Raw genomic sequence first — 21,841 nt, forward strand, 5'->3', positions numbered from 1 at the left:
CATCGATTAGCTGACTCAGGAATAACGGACTATGGAACGCTGGAAAATCAGGACTCATCTGCTTGTGCTCACCAGTACTTTGCTGCTGGGTTTATTGTGTGTCGGCGGGCTTGGGCTCTTGGGAATGCAATCTGCTGTACACAGTCTGGAGACCGTGTACCTCGATCGAGTCGTGCCGCTGCGGGACTTGAAAAAAATCGCTGACCTGTACGCCGTGGACATCGTCGATGCAACCCACAAGGCTCGCAATGGCAACTTCACCAACGCTGAATCGTTGACCCGGATAGAGCAAGCACAGCGGGAAATCGATCAGACGTGGCAAGCGTACAAATCGACGCAACTGATCCCCGCTGAAACCGGTTTAATCGCGCAGATCAACCCGTTGATGGAAGCCACCCGCGGGCCATTGCAAAACTTGCAGGGCATACTGCGCCAGAACGATAACGCCGGGCTCGCACGTTTCGCGACAGATCAGTTGTATCCACTGATCGATCCCTTGTCAGCCAAGTTTTCCGAGTTGATCGAGGTTCAACTGACTGAGGCCAAGAGCCAGTTCGAGCAGAACCAGATCGCCTATAACGACAGTCTCCGGTTGAGCCTGTTGATTCTGGCATTGGCACTGATCGCGGGCGCGGCCTACACATTCCTGTTCTCCCGCCTGTTGGGTCGCCAGCTCGGTGCCGAACCGGCAGAACTTGCCGCCATCAGTTCGAACATCGCCGAGGGAAAGCTCGCCGCTTCGCAGTTTGATCAGCAACAACAGTCGACAGGTGTGCTGCACTCCGTCCAGGCGATGCGCCTCAGCCTGAGCGATATGATCGGCAAGATCAGCCAGGCCTCCGAGCAGATCGAAGGCGCCACGCTGCAACTGTCTGCGTCCTCCGAGCAAGGTTTGAGCAGCGCGGCCATGCAAAGCGAGACAGCCTCCTCCATGGCGGCCACGGTAGAAGAGCTTTCCGTCAGCATCACTCACATCGCCGACAATGCCCGACAGGCCCAGAGCACCGCGCAGAAAGCGGGCGAAATCACCAGTGAAGGCATGGCGGTCATGCAGGCGTCCATCGAGGAGATGGGCCTGATTGCCGATCTGGTTGCACAAAGTTCTTCGGACATCGATCAGCTGGCGATACAGTCCAACGACATCAGTCTGATTGTCGGTGTGATACGGGGCATCGCCGAACAGACCAATCTCCTTGCCCTCAATGCCGCTATCGAAGCGGCGCGGGCCGGCGAGCAAGGTCGCGGCTTCGCCGTGGTCGCGGATGAAGTACGCAGCCTGGCTGCACGCACAGCCCAATCCACCACCGAAATCGTTGCCTTGGTCAATGCCATACAAAGCGGCATGGTCAAAGCCAAAGACAGCATGGCCGCTGGCTGTGAGCGCGTGACCCATGGCCAGAAACTGGTCGAGAGCGCAGGCCTTTCCATGGGCAGGATCAAGGGCGCACTGGACGAATCCGTTGCGGCCGTCAGTTTCATTTCGTTGTCGCTCCAGGAACAACGCGCCGCCAGTGAGCAGGTCGCCTGCAACGTCGAAAGAGTGGCGCAAAGCGTGGAAGAGAACGCCACCGCCCAAGGCGGGATCGTTCGCACGACTCAGGAACTCAAGGCAATGTCCGACGGACTGGGCGTCATTCTGCAGCGGTTCAGTTTCTAAAAGACCTGGCGCCCCCGTCAAACCATCAACGGCAGTTTGAAGGTTATGACGGGGGCGGTACTGATTGTTCTATCTGCCCCCCCACCCCCTCAGGTTCTCGATCACGCAGGCCACTAGTGGCTGTCGCCCTCGAAACCTGAAGCCAGGCTCAACGACTTCAGTCCTCCGCCGGCCTTCTGAACACTAGCAACTTGCCGGTCGCGCGCTGTACCACCTTGTCGTTCTGATTCAGCGTTTCCATGAACATCGTCACCACGCCCCGATCCGGTTTGGAAGCGGACGGGTCGATGGCCTGCACGGTGCTGAACAGTCGCAGAACGTCATCCGGATAGGTCGGTGTAGGCCAGCTCAGCTCGATGCCCAGGCCGATGATGCCGTCTGCCAACGGCACGCTGGCCACCAGCAGCTTCATGGTCAGTGCCGCGGTGTTCCAGCCGCTGGCCGCCAAACCGCCGAACAGGCTCAATTCGGCTTCTTCGGCGCTCAAGTGGAAAGGTTGCGGGTCGTATTCGCGAGCAAACGCCAGCATCGCGTCCCGATCGACGCGAACAGGGTCGCTTTCAAATTCCTGACCCACGCGCAAGTCATCGACATAGAGTTTTTCCCAGGAATGTACGTTCATGATTCATTCCTCCACCGTGCATTACGAATAGCCGATGTCGCTGAGATCGATGGCCACCAGCAAGGCATCCTTGTCCGCCTGACCGTCGGCCTTGCGTCGATAAGCGCGCCGCTTGCCGGGCATGCGCAACCCATCAGCTTCCACATAGCCATGCACGTACTGGGCGGCAGCCAGGCCACCGCTGACGTCCACGTTGTAATCGTGTCGACGCAGCAGAAAGTCATCACCGAAGTAGAAATCCTGCACGGCGCAGTGCGTGGCGACGTTTTCGGGAAAGGTCACTCGCAAGCGTCGCCAGATGTGTGAACCCTCGTGCCAGGGCTCGACTTCCTCGGTCACGACACCCGGCCAGGTGAACTGGAAAGGCATGGTCAGGTAGGACCAGAGTGCGTAACCGTTGAAATACGCGCGATGCAGCGGATCCCATGGACTGTTTTCCCCATGGTCGCGGAAGGACTCCCTCGGTGCTGCTCGCTCGGCAATCACCTTGCCGGCGGTATTTTCGATGGCGATTCGGTCCGGGGTGTAGGCGGTGAATTGATCGGCCCCGCCAAAGGGCGTCACCGAGGCCCGCTGTTCATGCAGCCACACGGTCATCTGCCGGGGCGCGCTGTCCTGGGTCAGCCCTTTCATGGCCCAGAGCGAGCCACCGGTCACGATGGTCGCGCGAACCTGATTGAAGCTGTTCCAGCGGTCCAGGCCACCGTGGGCGATCAGTACCTGGTCCAGCAGTTCATGACTCGGTGCACTCATGGTGGCGGCCCTCCACTTTCCGGATGCCGATCCTGTACCCATTGCCAGAATAATTGATACCCGACCGCCAGCACGACCGGACCGATGAACAGCCCGAGAATACCGCCAGTGACCATGCCGCCCAGAGCGCCGATCAGGATCACCGGCATCGGCACATCGACACCGCGCCCCAGCAGCAAGGGCTTGAGTACGTTATCCACCAGGCCGGCAACGAAGACATAGACAGCAAACACAATCGTCCCCGTGCTGGCACCTTCCGTGGCGAACACATAGGCAATCACGGGGAGCGTAATCAGCGTCGCCGGCAACTGCATGATTCCGAGCAGCAGTACCCCCAGGGCCAGCAACCCGGCAGCAGGAACACCCTTGAACACGAAACCCAGGCCTACCAGCAGCATCTGGATGAAAGCGATGCCGACCACCCCCAGTGCGACCGCACGAATCGTTGCGGTGCACAGCCCGGCGATTTTCGCGCCCTTTTCCGGGCCGCTGATGCGGGATGCGATCTGGACCGAACTGCGGTAACCGTTTTCACCATAGGCCATGAAGATCCCGGCGATGATCAAGGCGAAAATGAACATCAGGAAACCCATGCCGACACCGGCGAGTTTGCTCAACAGGTTCAGGCTGACGTCTTTGATCTGCGGAATGTACTTCTCTGTAAGGCCGGGAAGATCGGTGGAAGCCTGTAGCCAAAGGGCCGACAGCGGCTTACCCACCAATGGCCATTCGGCGACTGAATCAGCGGGTGGCGGAATGTGGAAACCACCGCTCTTGATCACGCCGATGGCGTGCTCGACCGAGTCGGCAATCGAGGTGCCCATCAGATAAATCGGCACCATCAGGATAAGGATGGCGACCAGTACGATCAGCGTCGCAATGCGCCCTTCCTTTTGCCCCAGCGGTCCTTTGAGTCGCTCTTGCAACGGATAAAGGGTGATCGCCAGGATCAGCGACCACAGCATGAGGTCGCGGAACGGGCTGAAGATCTCGAAGCAGAACAGCACCAGTACGGTGATCAACCCGGCACGGATAAAGACGTCGAGCAGTGTGCGCGTCAACGTTTTTTCGGATAAGGACGTGGGCTCCATGAATGCCTCCCTGATCGCTGCAACGGGATCGGTTAGCCCAGCATAGACGTTCGGCGAAAAACACGAAGGTTCAACGCAGTTTCAATGGATCAACCAGTCCCGCGGCAATGGCCATGCCGACCAGGTCCGGCAGAGTATTAGCCTGCATGCGTTTCATCACCCGTGAGCGGTAGAGGTCGACCGTTTTCGCGCTGACCCCCAATTGCTCGGCGATTTCCCGGGTGATGTAACCCTGTACCAGCGGCAGCAGGACGTCACGCTCCCGCGGGGTCAGCGTGAGCAAGCGGGCCTGCAACGCTTCATGCCCTTGATTGCCCGAACGGTGGGTCGCGCAGTTGCTGAGGGCCTGTTGCACGCTGTCCAGCAGCAATTGTTCGTTGTAGGGTTTTTCAATGAAGTCGTGAGCGCCGGCCTTGAACGCACGCACCACGATCGGCACATCGGCGTGACCGCTGACGAAGATGATCGGCAGGTTCAGTTCGCGCACACGCATTTCTTCCTGCACGTTCAAGCCGCCCATGCCAGGCATGCGCACGTCCAGCAGGACGCAGGCCGCCAGGCTGGCATCGCAGGCATCGAGGAACTCGACGCCACTGGTAAACGGCAATGCTTTCAGGCCGACCGATTCCAATAACCAGACCGTTGAATCGAGCATGCCCTGATCGTCATCGACCACATACACCACGTGCTCCGTCACACCCGCCATTGCATTATTCCTGTTGTTGTTTTGTTGGGCCGGCCAGCGGCAAGCGACAGCACATCAGCAGCCCGACCGGTTGGCGGCGGGCCTGCAGTTCGCCGCCGAAACCTTCAATGATGCTGCGGCTCATGGACAAACCGAGCCCCAGGCCATCGGCCTTGCTGGTGTAGAACGGGGTAAAGATCTGCTCCAGTTCCGGCTCGCTCACGCCGGGGCCCTGGTCTTGCACATTGATATCCACGCTGGCGGCACTGCCCTGCCCTGCAGTCATCACGATCAGCGAAGGCTGGCCGGGATGTTGTTCGCGGTTGGCATCGATGGCATTGCGCAACAGATTGAGCAGGACCTGCTCCAGCAACACCCGGTCGGCATAAACGGGCGGCAGATTATCCGGCAGTCGATCCTCGATTGTCACTTGGCAATTGCTCGCCTCCCAGTCGCACAAACGCACGGCTTCGCGGGCGACATCGGTGACATTCAGTGCCTGCATGCGGCGCTGGCCTTTGCGTAGAAACGCGCGCAAACGACGGATCACTTCCGACGCGTGAGTGGCATGGTGGGTGATGCGTTCCAGGCCTTGTGCCACCCGGGCGGCGGCCTGGGGATTGGAATCCACGGTCTGCAAATAGCGCTGGCTGGCATTGGCGTAATTGACCACAGCGGCCAGCGGCTGATTGATTTCGTGGGCAATGCCCGACGCCAGTTCACCGAGGGTGACCAGACGCGCGGTATGCGCCAGTTCATCCTGATGGCGGCGCTGTTGCACTTCGCGCAGTTCACGTTCGGTCATGTCACGCGCCACCAGGGAATAGTAGCGTTCGCCGCCCGCCGAACGGTGCGCCAACAGCACCAACGACACCGGCACCGACGCGCCACCGCCCGGTGGTTGCAAGCGTGCATCGGTGCTCCAGACGCCGTGGCGTTCGGCGCCGCTCCAGCCGTCACGCTGCAGACGCGTCAGGTCAGCGCTGGCGAACAGTTCCGCCAGGGTCGGCATCGGCTGTTGCTCGCCGATCCCGAGAATGCGCCGTGCCGCCGGGTTGAGGTAGGTGACTTGGCCCTCGGGGTCGATAAACAGAACCGGGTCGATGTTGGCCTCGACGACTTCGGCCAGGCGCCGCTTGTTCTCTTCCGCCTGAACCCGCGCAGTAATGTCCCGGGAAACGCTGACCACCTCGACCACCGTGCCGGTGTAGGTCTCACGAATCGCCCGGCTGGCGGTTTCGAACCACAGGTAATGCCCGTCCCGATGGCGAATGCGATACGTCATCGTGTGATAACCGTCCTGCTCCAGCGCATCCCGGGCACGTTGCACCAGGCTGGCCAGGTCCTGACCATGGAACAGCCCCTGGGCCATTTGCCCGCGCAACTCTTCCGGCCAGTAACCGAGCAATGTCCACGAGGCGGGCGAAGCATCGAGAAAACAGCCGTCCGGTGTGTGCCGGGAAATCAGGTCGGTGGTGTTCTCGATGATCAACCGGTACAGCCGCCGCGCCTGGGTCGCTTCGCGCTCGGCCAGCACTTGCACGGTGGCGTCGCGGCAACGGGCGAGCACGCGGTTGTCCTGGGGATCGGGAATGAACGTCCAGATCAGGATCTGCGCTTCAAACTGGGCTTCGACCCCTTCAATGGCGCGTTGCTGGTCCAGGCAGGCGCGTACCAGCACGCGATGATTGACCGGCAGAAATCCCAGCACGTCGGTCAGCGGCTTTTCGGCCAGCAGCGCCAGCAACGCTGCGTTGAATTCCTGCGGCCGGCCCTGGGCATCGAGCAACAGGCTGGGCTGTGGATCGTGACCCAGCAACGGCGAGCCGCGCAGCATGCCGTTGACGCTGCTGAGCAAGGTCGTCAGCAGATCCTGCACCCAACCCAGCCAATCGAAACTCACGCCCTCGCAGACTTCCACCAGCAACAGGCCCGCCTGTCCCGGCTGCAACGCCAGATCAAACACCTGACCATGGCTGATGGCGGCGCGGCGCAGTCGGCCGGCCAACCAGCAATCCAGTTGCCGTACCTGCGCGAGATCGAGGCGCCCCGCTTCCAGTAGACGCTCGAACAACAACTGGTCGCTGGCCTGCGAAGGGTCGCCCTGGCCCGGTGGAAAATGCTGGGCGGCGCCTTCGTGGCTGTAGATCCGCGCCTGAGGTTGCCAGCTCAGGTAAACCGCGCGACGCACCTCGGGGCAATCCTGCAGCGCCCGGCACAACGCGTCGGCCCGGGCAGCCAGGGAAACGCCCTCGCGCTGCAGACGCAACCAGCTGTGCAATCGAACGGGAGTCAGGGTCATCACGGTTCCGCTTCGTTGGGGAAACCAAGGATATACCGGCCTTGGCGATATGACTGCAGTCATTTAGATGAGCAAGAATCAAATATAGTACATATCCTATACGCTATAGGTTGTACTTCCATATTTGTGGATAATTGTTATATAAAGCAGACCGGACATAAAAGGTGACCTCAGCGGCTACGCTGAAAGGCCACCGATAGAGCTAACAATCAGCCACCGAGTACCTGAACATGTCGATCTATGAACAAGGGCTAGGCCCTTCGGCTGTCAATCACATCGCCCTGTCTCCGCTCAGCTTCCTCGAGCGCACGGCCAACGTTTACCCCGACTACCCCGCCGTTATCCACGGCTCGATTCGTCGTACCTGGGCACAGACCTATACCCGTTGCCGACGTCTGGCTTCGGCGCTGGCCGGTCGCGGTATTGGCAAGAACGACACCGTGGCGGTGATGCTGCCCAACATCCCCGAGATGCTCGAAGTGCATTTCGGCGTGCCGATGATCGGTGCCGTGCTCAACCCGCTCAACGTGCGCCTGGATGCCGAAGCCATTGCTTTCATGCTGCAGCATGGCGAGGCCAAGGTGCTGATCACCGACCGCGAGTTCCATGACGTGATTCACGCCGCCATCGGCATGCTCGATCACCCGCCGCTGGTCATCGATGTCAACGACCCGGAGTACGGCGAAGGCAAGGCCGTCAGCGATCTGGACTATGAAGCGTTGCTGGCGGAAGGCGACCCGGCATTCGCCTGGCAATGGCCGTCCAACGAGTGGCAGGCCATCTCGCTGAACTACACCTCCGGCACCACCGGCAATCCGAAAGGCGTGGTCTATCACCACCGCGGCGCTTATCTGAATGCCTTGGGCAACCAGATGACCTGGGCGATGGGCAACCATCCCGTCTACCTCTGGACCCTGCCGATGTTCCATTGCAACGGCTGGTGCTACCCGTGGACCATCACCGCGCTGGCCGGTGTGCACGTGTTCCTGCGTCGCGTCGATCCACAGAAAATCCTCACGCTGATCCGCGAACACCAGGTCACTCACTTGTGCGGCGCGCCAATCGTGCTCAATGCGCTGGTCAACATGCCGGAATCGGCGAAAGCCGCCATCGATCACCCGGTCAACGCCATGGTCGCCGGTGCTGCACCGCCGGCCAAAGTCATTGGCGCCGTGGAAGAAATGGGCATCAAGGTCACCCACGTCTACGGCCTGACCGAAACCTATGGCCCGGTGACGCTGTGCGCCTGGCATGCCGAATGGGATGAACTGCCGCTGGAAGAACGGGCGCAGATCAAGTCCCGCCAGGGTGTGCGCTACCCGACGCTCGAAGGCGTGATGGTCGGCGATTCGAAGACCCTGGAACCGACGCCGCGCGACGGTCAGACCATCGGTGAAGTGTTCATGCGCGGCAACACCGTGATGAAGGGCTACCTGAAAAACCCGACGGCCACCGCTGAAGCGTTCGAGGGTGGCTGGTTCCATACCGGCGACCTGGCGGTGTGTCACCCCGACGGTTATGTCGAGATCAAGGACCGCCTCAAAGACATCATCATTTCCGGTGGCGAGAACATTTCCACCATCGAACTCGAAGGCGTGCTCTACCGCCATCCGGGTGTGATGGAGGCCGCAGTGGTCGCCCGTCCCGATGAAAAATGGGGCGAAACGCCCTGCGCCTTCATCACCTTGAAGGCTGATCACCAGGACGTTCGCGAAGCCGACATCATCAGTTTCTGCCGCGAACACCTGGCCGGTTTCAAAGTCCCGCGCACGGTGATTTTCACCCTGTTGCCGAAGACCTCCACCGGCAAGATCCAGAAGTACGTGCTGCGCGACAGGGCCAAGGCCCTCTAACCCTCACCCACGTTTTACCTATCAGGCGGCAGGTGTCTTACCTGCCGCTTCGGGATCGTGCACGCCGGATTCGGCCTGCGCTGCCCCCTCACACCGATAACAACAACAATGTGGAGCGCACCATGATCGACATCCATGCAACCGATACCCAACGCTGTGAACGTATTCGGAGCAACCCGAAATTCCTTCAATTGGTCAGCAGCCGTTCGCGCCTGGCCTGGTCATTGAGTGCTGCCGTGCTGGGCACTTATTACCTGTTCATGCTCGTGGTGGCGTTTGCCCCGCAGTGGCTGCACGCACCGCTCGGCGAGCATCGGATGTTGACCCTGGGCATGCCGGTTGGCGCGGCGATCATCATTTTTTCCTGGCTGCTGACCGGCTGGTATGTCTACAGCGCCAACACGCGCTTCGATGCACTGGGCGCCGCCATTCTCGAGGAGAGCAAGTGATGCGTAAACTCATCCTCGCGGCAGCGTGCCTGCTGCCGGCCTCCGCTGTATTCGCCGCTCCCGCGTTGGGCGCCATAGAAAAACAACCGCTGAACCTGCATGCCATCGGCATGTTTTTCCTGTTCGTCCTCGGCACGCTGGCGATCACCTGGTGGGCTGCGCGCCAGACCAAATCCACGTCCGACTTCTACACCGCCGGCGGTGGCATCACCGGTTTTCAGAACGGCCTGGCGATTGCCGGTGACTACATGTCCGCCGCCACACTGCTGGGGCTGTCGAGCCTGGTGTTCGCCAAGGGTTACGACGGTTTCATCTACACCATCGGCTTCTTTGTCGGCTGGCCGATCATCACCTTCCTGATGGCCGAGCGCTTGCGCAATCTGGGGCGCTACACCTTTGCCGACATCGTTTCCTATCGACTGGACCAGAACAAAGTACGGATCTTCGCCGCCTTCGGTTCGTTGACGGTGGTGTGCTGCTACCTGATCGTGCAGATGGTCGGTGCCGGTCAGTTGATCAAATTGCTGTTCGGCCTCGACTACCCGGTAGCGGTGATGATCGTCGGTGCGTTGATGCTGGTGTATGTGATTTTCGGCGGGATGATCGCCACCACCTGGGTGCAGATCATCAAAGCCGTGTTGCTGCTCGCCGGCGGCACGACCCTCGCGGTCATGGCCATGTCGCAATTCGGTTTCAGCTACGAAACCCTCGCCACCAAAGCGGTCGAGGCGCATGCCAGCGGCTGGAACATCATGGGCCCTGGCTCGATGCTCGCCGACCCGATCAACACGGCGTCGATGTCGCTCGGCCTGGTCTTCGGCATCGCCGGCCTGCCGCACATCCTGATGCGTTTCTTCACCGTGCCCAACGCCAAGGAAGCGCGTAAATCGGTGTTCTACGCCACTGGTTTCATCGGTTTCTTCTTCCTCGTGGTCTGCACCCTGGGCTTCGCCGCGATGGTGATCATCGGCACCGATCCGCAGTACTACGTCAACGGCGAAGTCGGTGGTGCCTTGATCGGCGGCGGCAACATGGTCGCGATGCACCTGGCTAAAGCCGTGGGCGGCAACCTGTTCTTCGGTTTTCTCTCGGCCGTGGCCTTCGCCACCATCCTTGCGGTGGTTTCCGGGCTGGCCCTGGCCGGTGCGTCGGCGATTTCCCACGATCTCTACGCCACGGTGTTCAAGAAAGGTAAAGCCACCCAGAAACAGGAAATGCGCGTGACCCGCCTGGCCACCGTGGGCCTGGGCATCATTGCGATTCTGCTGGGCATTCTGTTCGAGAAGATGAACGTTGCGTTCCTGGTCGGCCTGACCTTTGGCATCGCCGCCTCGACCAACTTCCCGGTGCTGATCATGGCCATGTACTGGAAAGGCCTGACCACCAAAGGCGCGATCATCGGCGGTTTTGCCGGCCTGATCTGCGCCCTGGTGCTGGTGATCCTGTCCCCGGCCGTGTGGGTGACCGTGCTCGGCCATGCCCACGCGATCTTCCCGTACGACCACCCGGCGCTGTTTTCCATGCCGCTGGCGTTCCTGGTGATTGTCGTCGTGTCCCGCCTCGACCGCAGCGTGCGGGCCGACAAGGAACGCGATGCCTACGCCGACCAGTTCGTGCGCGCGCAGACCGGCCTGGGTGCTGCCGCCGCTTCCAGTCATTGATTGAAAGGCACGGCGCCCCGTTGTGGCGCCGTGCACAACCGTCCCGTCGAGGTTCACGTTATGCCCGAATTCAAAGCCCCCCTGCGCGACATGCGCTTCGTCCTGCATGAAGTGTTCGACGCCCCTGCCCTGTGGGCGCGCCTGCCGGCCCTGGCGGACAACATCGATGCCGACATCGCCGACGCGATCCTTGAGGAAGCGGGAAAAGTCACCGCGCACCTGATCGCACCCTTGAACCGCAGCGGCGACGAGGAAGGCGCGCAGTGGCATGAAGGCCAGGTCACGACGCCGATCGGCTTCAAACAGGCTTATGCCACGTACATCGAAGGTGGCTGGGTCGGTCTGTCCGGCAATGCCGAGTATGGCGGGATGGGCATGCCGAAAATGCTGGCCGTACAGTTTGAAGAGATGCTCTACGGCGCCAATTCAAGCTTCGCGCTGTACTCGGCGTTGAGCTCCGGTGCCTGCCTGGCACTGGATGCTCACGCCAGCGACAGCTTGAAAGACCTGTACCTGCCGCCGATGTATGAAGGTCGCTGGGCCGGTTCCATGTGCCTGACCGAAGCCCATGCCGGCACCGACCTGGGGCTTATCCGTACCCGCGCCGAACCCCGGGCCGACGGCAGTTTCAGCATCACCGGCAGCAAGATCTTCATTACCGGTGGCGATCAGGACCTGACCGAAAACATCGTCCATCTGGTGCTGGCCAAACTGCCGGACGCACCGGCCGGGCCGAAAGGCATCTCGCTGTTTGTGGTGCCCAAGGTGCTGGTCAATACCGACGGTTCCCTCGGTGACGCCAACGCCGTGAGTTGCGGTTCGATCGAACACAAGATGGGCATCAAGGCCTCGGCCACCTGCGTGATGAATTTCGACGGTGCCAGTGGCTGGCTGGTGGGCGAAGCCAACAAAGGCCTCGCGGCGATGTTCACCATGATGAACTACGAACGCCTGTCCATCGGCATTCAGGGCATTGGCTGTGCCGAAGCGTCCTACCAGAGCGCCGTGGCGTACGCCCGTGAACGTACTCAGAGTCGCTCCCCGACCGGCGCCATGGCCCCGGACAAAGTCGCCGATCCGATCATCGTTCACCCCGACGTGCGCCGCATGCTCCTCAGCATGAAAGCCATGACCGAGGGTGGCCGCGCGTTCGCCAGCTATGTCGGGCAGCAGCTCGATCTGGCGAAGTTCTCCGATGACGCGCAAGAACGCGACACCGCGCAAACCCTGGTCGCCCTGCTGACACCGATTGCCAAGGCCTTCTTCACCGACACCGGCCTGGAAAGCTGCATCAACGGCCAGCAAGTGTTCGGCGGCCATGGCTATATCCGCGAATGGGGCCAGGAACAGTTGGTCCGCGACGTGCGCATCGCACAGATTTACGAAGGCACCAACGGCATCCAGGCGCTGGACCTGCTCGGGCGCAAAGTGCTGGCTGACAACGGCGTCGCGCTGCGTCAGTTCACCGGCGAGATCCGCCATTTCGCCCACCAGCCCGACGCGCCCTACTCCGCACAACTGTTCGATGCCGTGCAGCGCCTGGAAGACCTGAGCGACTGGTTGCAGGACCGGGCGGCGACCAATCGCAACGAAGTCGGTGCCGCTTCCGTGGAGTTTCTGCACCTGTTCGGTTACGTCGCCTACGCCTGGCTGTGGGCGCGCATGGCACAGGTTGCGCAGAAAAAACGCGGCGAAGACGAAGGGTTCTACGGGGCGAAGATCGCCACCGCCGACTTCTACATCCATCGCTTGCTGCCGCGCATCTTGAGCCTCGAACAGTCGATTCGCGCCGGCAGTGCCTCGTTGTTCGGTCTGAGCGCCGAGCAGTTCTAACGATTGAACCGCACGCGGCGCCACGCTCCTCTCGTTTCGGCGTCCGCGTTTTTTATTGATAAGCCCTCGCCCGATTGGCGAGGGCTGCATAAGCCGTCATTCCATAATAAAAACAAAGGGGCTTCACATGGATTGCAACACCCGTATTCTCGCTACCCGACTGTTGCTGGCCGGCGGTATCATCAGCCTCTCGGCCCCCGCCGCTGCTGACTTTATCAAGGACAGCAAGGCCAGCCTCGAGCTGCGTAACTTCTATTTCAATCGTGATTATCGCCAGGATAACGCTGCGCAATCCAAACAAGAGGAATGGGCGCAGGGTTTCCTGCTGCGCTACGAATCCGGCTTTACCGAGGGTTTGATCGGGGTCGGTTTCGATACCATTGGCCTGCTGGGCGTCAAACTCGACTCCAGCCCGGATCGCGCCGGTTCCGGTGTGCTTCAGCGCCATCGCGACACGCGCAAAGGTGCTCAGGACGAGTACGGTGAACTGGGCCTGACCGCCAAAGTGCGCGCCTCCAAAAGCACCCTGAAACTCGGTACGCTGCTGCCAAAACTACCGACGGTGCTGGCCAACGATTCACGGCTGTTGCCGCAAACGTTCAAGGGCGGTCAGTTGACCTCCCTGGAGATCGAAGGCCTGAGCGTGGATGCCGGGCGCCTGACGCAAGTCAACCAGCGCGACTCCTCGGACTACGAGGACATGGGCATCACGCGCACCGGCGCCAAGGGCATTACGAGCCGTCATCTGGACAGCGACAGCTTCGATTTCGCCAGCCTCAACTACAAATGGACCAGTAACCTCGCCACCGGCTACAGCTACGGTCACCTCGACAATTTCTACAGCCAGCACCTGGTCAACCTGACCTACGTGTTGCCGGTCACCACCGGCCAGTCGTTGAAGACAGATCTGCGTTTCGCCCGTTCCACCGATGATGGCGGCAGCAATGTCGACAACAACGCGATTGGTGCGATGTTCACTTACAGCCTCGGCGGGCATGCGTTCGGCCTGGGTTATCAGGGCATGAGCGGCGACACCGGGTATGCTTACGTCAATGGCACCGATGCGTTCCTGGTGAACTTCGTGCAGATCGGCGACTTCGCCAGCAAGGACGAAAAATCCTGGCAGGCCCGTTACGACTACAACTTTGCCGCCCTCGGCATCCCCGGTCTGACGTTCATGACCCGCTACATCACCGGTGACAATATCGACCTGGGCGGCAACCGCCCGGAAGGCAAGGAATGGGAGCGTGATACCGATATCGGCTATGTCGTGCAGAGCGGGCCACTAAAGAACGTAGGGGTGAAATGGCGTAATGCGACAGTACGCTCGACGAATTTTGGCAGCGATCTTGATGAGAACCGTTTGATTGTGAGTTACACATTGCCGATCTGGTAACCCGATTCTGGTTTCACAAAAGGGGACTCGCTTGGCGGCGCAGTCCTTTTTTTTCCGGATTTTCGCTGTGATTGCGGGCCTCTTCGCGAGCAAGCCCGCTCCCACATTGGATCTTCAGTGTTCGCAAGTCCCCTGTGGGAGCGGGCTTGCTCGCGAAGACGGCTTCAGAAGCACTGAAGATGTTGAACCTGGCATCCCTCCCCCCGACACCATCCCGCGGCAGTACCCATAGTAGGTTAAGATGCCTGCAAACCAGGCTCGCCACGAGACGCCCCGCATGCCAGATAACAGTCGGAACACCCCCCGCCTGATCAAGAAATATCCCAATCGCCGACTGTATGACACCCACACCAGCAGTCACCTGACGCTCGCGGACATACGCCAGTTGGTCGTCGACAAGATTGCGTTCCAGGTGGTCGATGCCAAGTCTGGCGAGGATCTGACGCGCAGCATCCTGCTGCAGGTGATTCTGGAAGCGGAAAGCGGCGGCGAACCGATCTTCACCAGCGACATGCTGATGGGGATTATCCAGTTCTACGGCCCGTACCAGGGTGTGCTGGGCAGCTACCTCGACAAAAGCATCCAGACCGTCATCGACATCCAGTCACAGACCGGCGCGCAGTCGTCCGAAGCCTGGAGCACCTTCATGCACCAGCAGGCCCCGGTCATGCAGGACCTGATGCGCCAGTATGTCGATCAGTCCAAGGCGCTCTACCTGAACACGCAAAACATGTTCGGCCTGTTCACCGGCAAACCTGAAAGCGAAAACGGCCCGAAAAAAAATGGCGACGGGGAGTAAACCCGTCGCCATCGGTGCTGCCGGCCTGATTTGACTTATTTGTTACCGTTGGTGGCCTTGGCGCTGGCTTCTGGCGCTGCTTTGGCGGCAGCGGCAGTGGCGGCGTCAAAATTGCTCTGAGCCACATCGGAAGCCTGTTTCACGGCTTTCTGTGCGCTTTCAAACACCGTACCGGCATTCGCCAGACCCGACTTGAACGCCGCCACAACAGGCTCGGAGCCGGCCGGTGCATTCTTGCTGATCGATTCAACGAACTCATTCACCTGCTGGGTGCCCGCCTCGACCTGACTCGACGTCAGTTTGGCGATGTCCGACTGCGTGCCCACGATCAGCGCCTGAACCTGACGATTGAACTCGGCCAGGCGTTCGCTTTGCGCGCTCGGCTGGGTGAACGACGCCTGCAAGTCAGCGAAGCCTTGGGCATCGCGCACGGCGAGCAATTTGCGCACGCCTTCGAAATGCTCTTCGGTGGAGTCGCGCAGTGCCTTGAACTGCAACTGGCTCAGTTGCTCAACGCTGGCGAACACTTTGCCGCTGATTTGCTGCAGCAGGTCGAGGTTGGCTTTCTGAGCGGTTTGCAGATTTTCCGGGTTGAAAAAAGACATGCTTGAATCTCCTGGTACGGGAAGGCCCGGATGGGCCTGAGGACACGATAGCGATCCTGCCAGTCATCGCGCTGAGTTGATATTGCAGTGCACAAAACCATTTGGCAACGGCTATTTTGTGCAGCGCACAATAAAGTTCGCTTCCTCGACTGATATTCCCTATACACTCGTGAAAATCGAATGGCCGGCTTGGCTTCTATGAGTCAGGGCGACATTCCCACGCATGGCGTCAGGAGTTCACGATGGGTCAGGAAGAAAATATTGCGCTGCAAGATGAAGAGCTTTCGGCCCCGTCCGGTTTGTTCGAGCACCTGAACCATCTCCAGCGCCTCAACACCCTCAACGTTCTCGACGCCGCGCAGCAGCGCCAGGCCAAAACCTACGCGCCTTCAAGCCTTGGGCTACTCACACCGCCGAACGCCGCTGACTGGCAGGAATACGTCATCGACCTGGGCCAACGCAGCGTGCTGTTCTGGGACACCTTGCGTCAGCGTGGTGACAACACCCTGGCCCACGAACGCGCCGGGTACCCACTGCTGCTCAAGTTCAATCATGAAACCCTGATTGCCGGCGAAGACCTGCTTCGCCCGGTCAACTACTCGTTGCTGCAGATCCTCGCAGGCCCCGGACAACGGCTCGACAGCAAAAAACAGCCGGTGATCATCATTGACCCGCGCGGCGGCCACGGCTCGGGGATTGGCGGTTTCAAACAGGATTCGGTCATCGGCGAAAGCCTGCGCGCCGGCCATCCGACCTATTTCATCTCGTTCAGCCATTCCCCACGCCCGGGGCAAACCCTGGCGGACATCGTTGAAGCCCAGGCGCGGTTCCTCGAAGAGGTCAGCGCGCGACATCCCGCCAGCGCCAAACCCGTGGTGATCGGCAACTGCCAGGCCGGCTGGGCATTGATGGGCCTGGCGGCGACCCGCCCGGAGCTGCCGGGACTGATCATCGTCAATGGCGCGCCTTTGTCGTACTGGGCCGGCGTCAATGGGCGCAATCCGATGCGCTACACCGGCGGTTTGCTCGGTGGCGGCTGGATGGCGCGCCTGGGCAGCGACCTGGGCAATGACCGTTTCGACGGCACCTGGCTGGTGAGCAATTTCGAAAGCCTCGACCCGGCCAACACCTGGTGGGGCAAGTACTACCACCTGTTCAGCGAAGTCGACAGCGAAGCCCCGCGCTTTCTCGATTTCGAACGCTGGTGGGGCAGCCCGACCCTGCTCAATGGTGAAGAGATCGAGATGATTGTCGACGATCTGTTCATCGGCAATCAGCTGTCCGGCGGTCTCGGGCGCAAGAGCAGCGGGCTCGACCTCAAACGCATCGAAGTGCCGGTGGTGGTGTTCTGTTCCTATGGCGACAACATCACCTCGCCGCAGCAGGCGCTGGACTGGATCACCGACGTCTATCCCAGCGATCTCGCCCTGCAAAATGCCGGACGCACCATTGTTTACCTGCGGCACGCGAGCATCGGTCATCTGGGCATCTTCGTCTCGGGCGAAGTGGCGCGGCGTGAACACCGAGAGTTGCTGGGCGCGGTCGACGCGATCAATGAATTGCCAGGCGGACTCTATGAAATGCTCATCGATGACCTGCCGGAAAATCCGGATACGCCGTACGCCGTGCGTTTCGAGCCACGGCGTATCGCCGACATCCACGGCACAGTGCAGCCGTCCCGTGACGACGATCGCGAATTCGCGCTGGTCGAACGTACCTCTGATTTCAACAACACGCTGTATGACGGATTTGTACGGCCGTGGTTGCGTCAGTTGATCAACGAGCCGACCGCCGAAATGATGCGCAAGGCACATCCGTTCCACCAGCAACAGGTCATGTGGAACAGTCTGAACCCGGCGCTCTGGTGGCTGGCAGGCAGTGCCGCTCAAGTGAGCAAGGATCGACATCCCGCCAGCCCGTCCAATCCGTTGCTGGCCTGGCAGGCACTGTTTTCCAACCAGGTACAGGACGCCTTGAATGGTTATCGGGACCTGCGTGATGCCGCTCAGGAGATGAGTTTTTACGGCGTGTATGGCGTCCTCAACAGCCTCGCCGGCAATACCCCGGGGCGAGATCTGCAGGCGCATGCCAGGCAGCACGATAAAGTCCTGACCGAACGCCTTCAGGACGCCCTGCCCCTTGGCGGTTTGATGGAAGCCCTGATCCGGATCCTGTTCCTGCTGGGCCGCGACAGCGATGAGCCGGGCAAGCAAAGCGTCGAGAAACTGATCGTGCAATTGCAGGTGCTGCTGCAGGACTACAGTGCCGAGCCGCTGGACTTGCGCGAAACCCTTCGCCTGCAAAAACTGCTGGTCGCCACCCACCCGCAGGAAAGCCTGCACAGCTTGCCCCTGATGCTGGTCGAGCGCGAAGAACGCCAACAAGTACTGGCGGCCGTCGCCAATTTGTTGCCGGAACTGCTGACCAGCGGTGCAGACAACCCGTTCTGGTGTGAATTGCACACGCTGCTCGATGTGCCGCTGCCGGGGTTCAGCCTGGCTCAACCTCCAAGTGAAGCCGATCAAGTTGCGGTGGTCACCCCTGAACCGATCGCCCCGGTAACGCCGACAAAAACGCGCAAACCCGTAAAGGGCAAAAAAGGCGCGAAGAAACCTGCTGCGCCGTGATGAGCAACCGGTGGGAGCGAGCTTGTGTGGCGAGGGGATTTAGCGAAACGTCGCACCGCCCCGTTCGGCTGCGAAGCAGCCGCGAAACCTGCCCATGCGGTGTGAGTGAGTAATCGGGTCGCCAGGTAGGGGGGGCAAGCCCCCAAACATAGAATCTCCCACAGGGAAAGTCACACCGGCGCGGCTTCCTCAATCTCAAACGATTCGTCGGAACGGTACTGCCCCGGTGTCATGCCGAACCAGCGGCTACAGGCTTTGTTGAAGCTGCTGTGGTCATGAAAACCAAGGAGATACGCGACATGTTTCATGTTGAAGTGAGAATGACGCAGGTAGAAATCGGCCAGTTGTCGACGCACCGCGTTCAGCACGTCCTTGAATTGTGTCCCTTCCTTTTCCAGCGCACGTTGCAGCGTTCGCTTGCTGATGTTCAAGGCCGCCGCGATCGACTCCATGTCGCACTGCCCCTGCCCCTGACTCAAGCGCTCGGTAATCAGCGCGCGAATCCGGCCGACAATGCAAAAACCAAACAGCAGGTCCAGTTGCGCCTCGGCAAAGCTGTCATGCAGCACCGCCAACGCTTCGTTGGCCATGCTCAACGGCCGCATCAACTCCTCGCCGTCAAACAGAATGCTGTCGTAAGGTGCGTCGAAATGCAGATTGCAGCCAAACAGCCGTCGATGCTCGGAGATGTCTTCGGGCTCGGGATAAGTGAACTCGACGCTCAAGGGTTGCGGTGTGTTGCCACCCGACAGCTTGCGACAGAAACCCAGCAATGAAGCGAGCCCGGCATCGGTGTATTGGCGTGGTTTGACCGAACCCTGTTGCTGATGGTCGAGCCCGGACAAACGATAATGTTGCTGTTCCGAAGTGAAGAAAAGGCTGAACCCGGTGCCAATCAACGGACAGAAACGGACCAGGCGTTCAAGGGCTTTTTTCAGGTTCAGGCTGGACATCATGGTGTAGCCGACGATCTGAAAGCTGCCGGGGTGGAAACTGCCATAGGCCCGTAAGCCAATGTCTGGATCGCCCGAGGCCTCGGCGGCCAGTTCCCAGAGTCGATAGATGGCCTTTCGCTCGCAGAACGCTCCTGGTTTGTTTGCGAGATTAATGTCTAGTCCAGCCTCCCGACACAGACTGGCAACCTCCAGTCCTTGAGCCGAGAGCGTATTTACCAGCACGCTGGCATAGCCTGAACTCATTCTATACATGGCGTCCTCAATGACCTGTGGAACCGGACATCCTGTCCGGAGCCATGACTGATCTGCGATGAATCAAGATTCTAACGGGCTGTTTCGTTGCCAATATTGATCCCAGTATAGGTAGCCCTCACTTTTAGCCAGTGATTCAGGCCATTCGTCGCATCGGAGCTGCCAAACCGCGCATGGCACCGTTGGACACCACACCGTCACTTCCCAACACTTCCGCATCCCCCGCCAATACCGAACAATCGCCCATCTTGCAGCGCAAAAACAAAAAAGGATTGGAGCTTATGAAGTCGCTTGGTCGTATTGCGTTGGTCACGGGTGGTATGGGTGGGATTGGCACGGCGATAAGCCAGCGCCTGTACAAGGAAGGATTCAAGGTCATCGTCGGTTGCAGCGCCGATTCCGCCCGCAAGAATGACTGGATTGCCACTCAGCTGGCGGCGGGTTATCAGTTCGAGTGCGTCTACGGCGACATCACCGATTGGGAGTCGACGCGCAAGGCCTTCGAGATGGCGCGGGAACAATTCGGCCCGATCGATGTGCTGGTCAACAACGCCGGCATCACGCGCGATGCCTCTTTTCGCAAGCTGACGCACGAGGACTGGAACGCGGTCATCGGCACCAACCTGAGCGGCGTGTTCAACACCACCAAGCAGGTGATTGAAGGGATGTTGGCCAAAGGCTGGGGACGCGTGATCAATATCTCCTCGATCAACGGTCAGCGCGGCCAGTTCGGCCAGACCAACTACAGCGCGGCCAAAGCCGGCATCCACGGTTTCACCATGGCAATGGCGCGGGAAGTGTCCGGCAAGGGCGTGACCGTCAACACCGTCTCGCCGGGTTACATCCAGACCAGCATGACCGCGGCCATCCGCCCGGACATCCTCGACTCCATGATTGCCGCCACCCCGGTCGGGCGCCTCGGCCAACCCGAAGAAATCGCTTCGATCGTGGCCTGGCTGGCTTCCGATGAATCGGGCTACAGCACCGGCGCCGACTTCTCGGTGAACGGCGGCATGAACATGCAGTAGACCGATCAGGGCACGGACGCCCTGCTCCCGCTGGACAAAATCTTAATGAGGTCACGCATGAACGAAGTCGTAATCGTTGCCGCTACTCGTACCGCCATTGGCAGTTTTCAAGGTGCCTTGTCCGCGATTCCAGCCACCGAACTGGGTGCCACAGTGATTCGCCGCCTGCTGGAAGAGACCGGTCTGGACGGCGCGCAGATCGATGAAGTGATCCTCGGCCAGGTCCTCACCGCAGGCTCGGGACAAAACCCGGCACGCCAGACGGCTATCAAGGCCGGCCTGCCCTTTACCACCCCGGCCATGACCCTGAACAAGGTCTGCGGCTCGGGCCTCAAGGCCGTGCAACTGGCTGTCCAGGCGATCCGTTGCGGCGACGCCGAACTGGTGATTGCCGGCGGTCAGGAAAACATGAGCCTGGCGCCTTATGTGCTGCCCAAGGCACGCACCGGCCTGCGCCTGGGTCATGCGCAATTGCAAGACAGCGTGATTCAGGACGGTTTGTGGGACGCCTTCAACGACTACCACATGGGCATCACCGCGGAGAATCTGGCCACGAAGTACAGCCTCAGCCGCGAAGATCAGGACGCCTTCGCTGCCGCCTCGCAACAGAAAGCGGCCGCCGCCATCGAAGCGGGCTACTTCAAGCGTGAAATCACGCCGATCCTGATCCCTCAGCGCAAGGGCGATCCGCTGGTGTTCGATACGGATGAGCAACCGCGCCCGGGCGGCACGCTGCAAGCCATGAGCAACCTGAAACCGGCGTTCCAGAAAGACGGCAGCGTGACCGCCGGCAACTCGTCGACCCTCAACGATGGCGCCGCCGTGTTGCTGCTGGCCAACGCCGCCACGGCCCAGGCCCTGGGCTTGCCGGTTCTGGCACGCATCAAGGCTTACGCCAGCGCGGGCGTCGACCCGTCGATCATGGGCATCGGTCCGGTCCCGGCCACCCGTCTGGTGCTGGAGAAAGCCGGCTGGAGCCTGGACGACCTCGACCTGATCGAAGCCAACGAAGCGTTTGCCGCGCAATCACTGGCGGTGGGCAAAGAACTGGGCTGGGACACTCGCAAGGTCAATGTCAACGGAGGCGCGATTGCGCTGGGTCATCCGATCGGCGCGTCGGGCGCGCGGATTCTGGTGTCGCTGGTGCACGAACTGATTCGCCGAGACGGCAAAAAAGGCCTGGCCACGTTGTGCATCGGTGGCGGCCAAGGCGTCAGCCTGGTCATCGAACGCTAAGAAGAAACACAGGACTGCTTGCTTGACTGCTGACGC

The 21,841-nt window shown here is 60.4% G+C and carries 17 protein-coding genes and 1 pseudogene; 11 read left to right on the forward strand and 7 right to left on the reverse strand.

The annotated features are described in order from the left end of the window. Nucleotides 1-31: 31 nt before the first annotated feature. Nucleotides 32-556, forward strand: a pseudogene (locus J2Y86_RS30320) (Tar ligand binding domain-containing protein); the annotation flags it as partial. A 492-nt stretch (nt 557-1,048) separates the two neighbouring features. Further along, entirely contained in the window at nt 1,049-1,657 is a 609-nt protein-coding gene (locus J2Y86_RS30325) for a methyl-accepting chemotaxis protein (protein ID WP_437180677.1), read from the forward strand. A 157-nt stretch (nt 1,658-1,814) separates the two neighbouring features. Here the strand turns inward: J2Y86_RS30325 and J2Y86_RS03265 are convergent, their stop codons facing one another. From J2Y86_RS03265 to J2Y86_RS03285, 5 genes are all read right to left on the reverse strand, one after another. Further along, a complete protein-coding gene (locus J2Y86_RS03265) occupies nt 1,815-2,279 on the reverse strand; it encodes a MaoC family dehydratase (protein ID WP_253428075.1) in 465 nt (154 codons plus the stop codon). A gap of 21 nt (nt 2,280-2,300) precedes the next feature. Continuing rightward, nucleotides 2,301-3,032 carry a hypothetical protein gene (locus J2Y86_RS03270; RefSeq protein WP_253428077.1) on the reverse strand — a complete coding sequence of 244 codons (732 nt, stop codon included), beginning with the start codon at nt 3,030-3,032 and terminating at the stop codon, nt 2,301-2,303. Next, nucleotides 3,029-4,123 carry an AI-2E family transporter gene (locus J2Y86_RS03275; protein WP_253428079.1) on the reverse strand — a complete coding sequence of 365 codons (1,095 nt, stop codon included), beginning with the start codon at nt 4,121-4,123 and terminating at the stop codon, nt 3,029-3,031. The genes J2Y86_RS03270 and J2Y86_RS03275 overlap by 4 nt, the downstream gene beginning before the upstream one ends. A 70-nt stretch (nt 4,124-4,193) precedes the next feature. Continuing rightward, nucleotides 4,194-4,829 (reverse strand): response regulator transcription factor, encoded by a 636-nt coding sequence (locus J2Y86_RS03280; protein WP_253428081.1) that lies wholly within the window; start codon nt 4,827-4,829, stop codon nt 4,194-4,196. Nucleotides 4,830-4,833: 4 nt separating this feature from the next. Beyond that, nucleotides 4,834-7,110 carry a PAS domain-containing sensor histidine kinase gene (locus J2Y86_RS03285; protein WP_253428083.1) on the reverse strand — a complete coding sequence of 759 codons (2,277 nt, stop codon included), beginning with the start codon at nt 7,108-7,110 and terminating at the stop codon, nt 4,834-4,836. Nucleotides 7,111-7,340: 230 nt separating this feature from the next. On the opposite strand from J2Y86_RS03285, the gene J2Y86_RS03290 reads away from it, so the two are divergent. From J2Y86_RS03290 to phaR, 6 genes are all read left to right on the forward strand, one after another. After that, entirely contained in the window at nt 7,341-8,963 is a 1,623-nt protein-coding gene (locus J2Y86_RS03290) for an acyl-CoA synthetase (RefSeq protein ID WP_253428085.1), read from the forward strand. Nucleotides 8,964-9,085: 122 nt separating this feature from the next. Then, on the forward strand, nt 9,086-9,412 hold the full coding sequence (locus J2Y86_RS03295) for a DUF485 domain-containing protein (RefSeq protein ID WP_253428087.1): 327 nt from the start codon (nt 9,086-9,088) through the stop codon (nt 9,410-9,412). Next, nucleotides 9,412-11,073, forward strand: a complete 1,662-nt coding sequence (locus tag J2Y86_RS03300; protein ID WP_253428104.1) for a cation acetate symporter — start codon at nt 9,412-9,414, stop codon at nt 11,071-11,073. The genes J2Y86_RS03295 and J2Y86_RS03300 overlap by 1 nt, the downstream gene beginning before the upstream one ends. A 60-nt stretch (nt 11,074-11,133) precedes the next feature. After that, nucleotides 11,134-12,906, forward strand: coding sequence for an acyl-CoA dehydrogenase C-terminal domain-containing protein (locus J2Y86_RS03305; RefSeq protein ID WP_253428107.1), 1,773 nt, complete (start codon nt 11,134-11,136; stop codon nt 12,904-12,906). 127 nt (nt 12,907-13,033) lie between these two features. Next, the gene (locus J2Y86_RS03310) at nt 13,034-14,302 is read left to right on the forward strand and encodes an OprD family porin (RefSeq protein WP_253428109.1); all 1,269 of its coding nucleotides are present in this window, start codon (nt 13,034-13,036) and stop codon (nt 14,300-14,302) included. A 277-nt stretch (nt 14,303-14,579) separates the two neighbouring features. Beyond that, nucleotides 14,580-15,101 (forward strand): polyhydroxyalkanoate synthesis repressor PhaR, encoded by a 522-nt coding sequence (phaR, locus tag J2Y86_RS03315; protein ID WP_253428112.1) that lies wholly within the window; start codon nt 14,580-14,582, stop codon nt 15,099-15,101. A gap of 35 nt (nt 15,102-15,136) precedes the next feature. Here phaR and phaP read toward each other — a convergent pair whose 3' ends face one another. After that, nucleotides 15,137-15,706, reverse strand: coding sequence for a TIGR01841 family phasin (gene phaP / locus J2Y86_RS03320; protein WP_253428114.1), 570 nt, complete (start codon nt 15,704-15,706; stop codon nt 15,137-15,139). A 242-nt stretch (nt 15,707-15,948) separates the two neighbouring features. Here phaP and J2Y86_RS03325 point away from each other — a divergent pair, with 242 nt between their 5' ends. Further along, a complete protein-coding gene (locus tag J2Y86_RS03325; protein WP_253428116.1) occupies nt 15,949-18,333 on the forward strand; it encodes a DUF3141 domain-containing protein in 2,385 nt (794 codons plus the stop codon). Between the two features lie 170 nt (nt 18,334-18,503). On the opposite strand, the gene J2Y86_RS03330 is transcribed toward J2Y86_RS03325, so the two are convergent. After that, nucleotides 18,504-19,541: an AraC family transcriptional regulator gene (locus J2Y86_RS03330; protein ID WP_367399707.1), complete on the reverse strand. Its 1,038-nt coding sequence runs from the start codon at nt 19,539-19,541 to the stop codon at nt 18,504-18,506. 281 nt (nt 19,542-19,822) lie between these two features. Between J2Y86_RS03330 and phbB the strand changes: the two genes are divergently transcribed. Together phbB and J2Y86_RS03340 are read left to right on the forward strand one after the other, a co-directional pair. Continuing rightward, nucleotides 19,823-20,569, forward strand: a complete 747-nt coding sequence (gene phbB, locus J2Y86_RS03335; protein WP_253428120.1) for an acetoacetyl-CoA reductase — start codon at nt 19,823-19,825, stop codon at nt 20,567-20,569. A 57-nt stretch (nt 20,570-20,626) separates the two neighbouring features. Next, nucleotides 20,627-21,805, forward strand: coding sequence for an acetyl-CoA C-acetyltransferase (locus tag J2Y86_RS03340; protein ID WP_253428123.1), 1,179 nt, complete (start codon nt 20,627-20,629; stop codon nt 21,803-21,805). Nucleotides 21,806-21,841: the final 36 nt, after the last annotated feature.

Source organism: Pseudomonas migulae (assembly GCF_024169315.1).
Taxonomy (GTDB): Bacteria; Pseudomonadota; Gammaproteobacteria; order Pseudomonadales; family Pseudomonadaceae; genus Aquipseudomonas; species Aquipseudomonas migulae_B.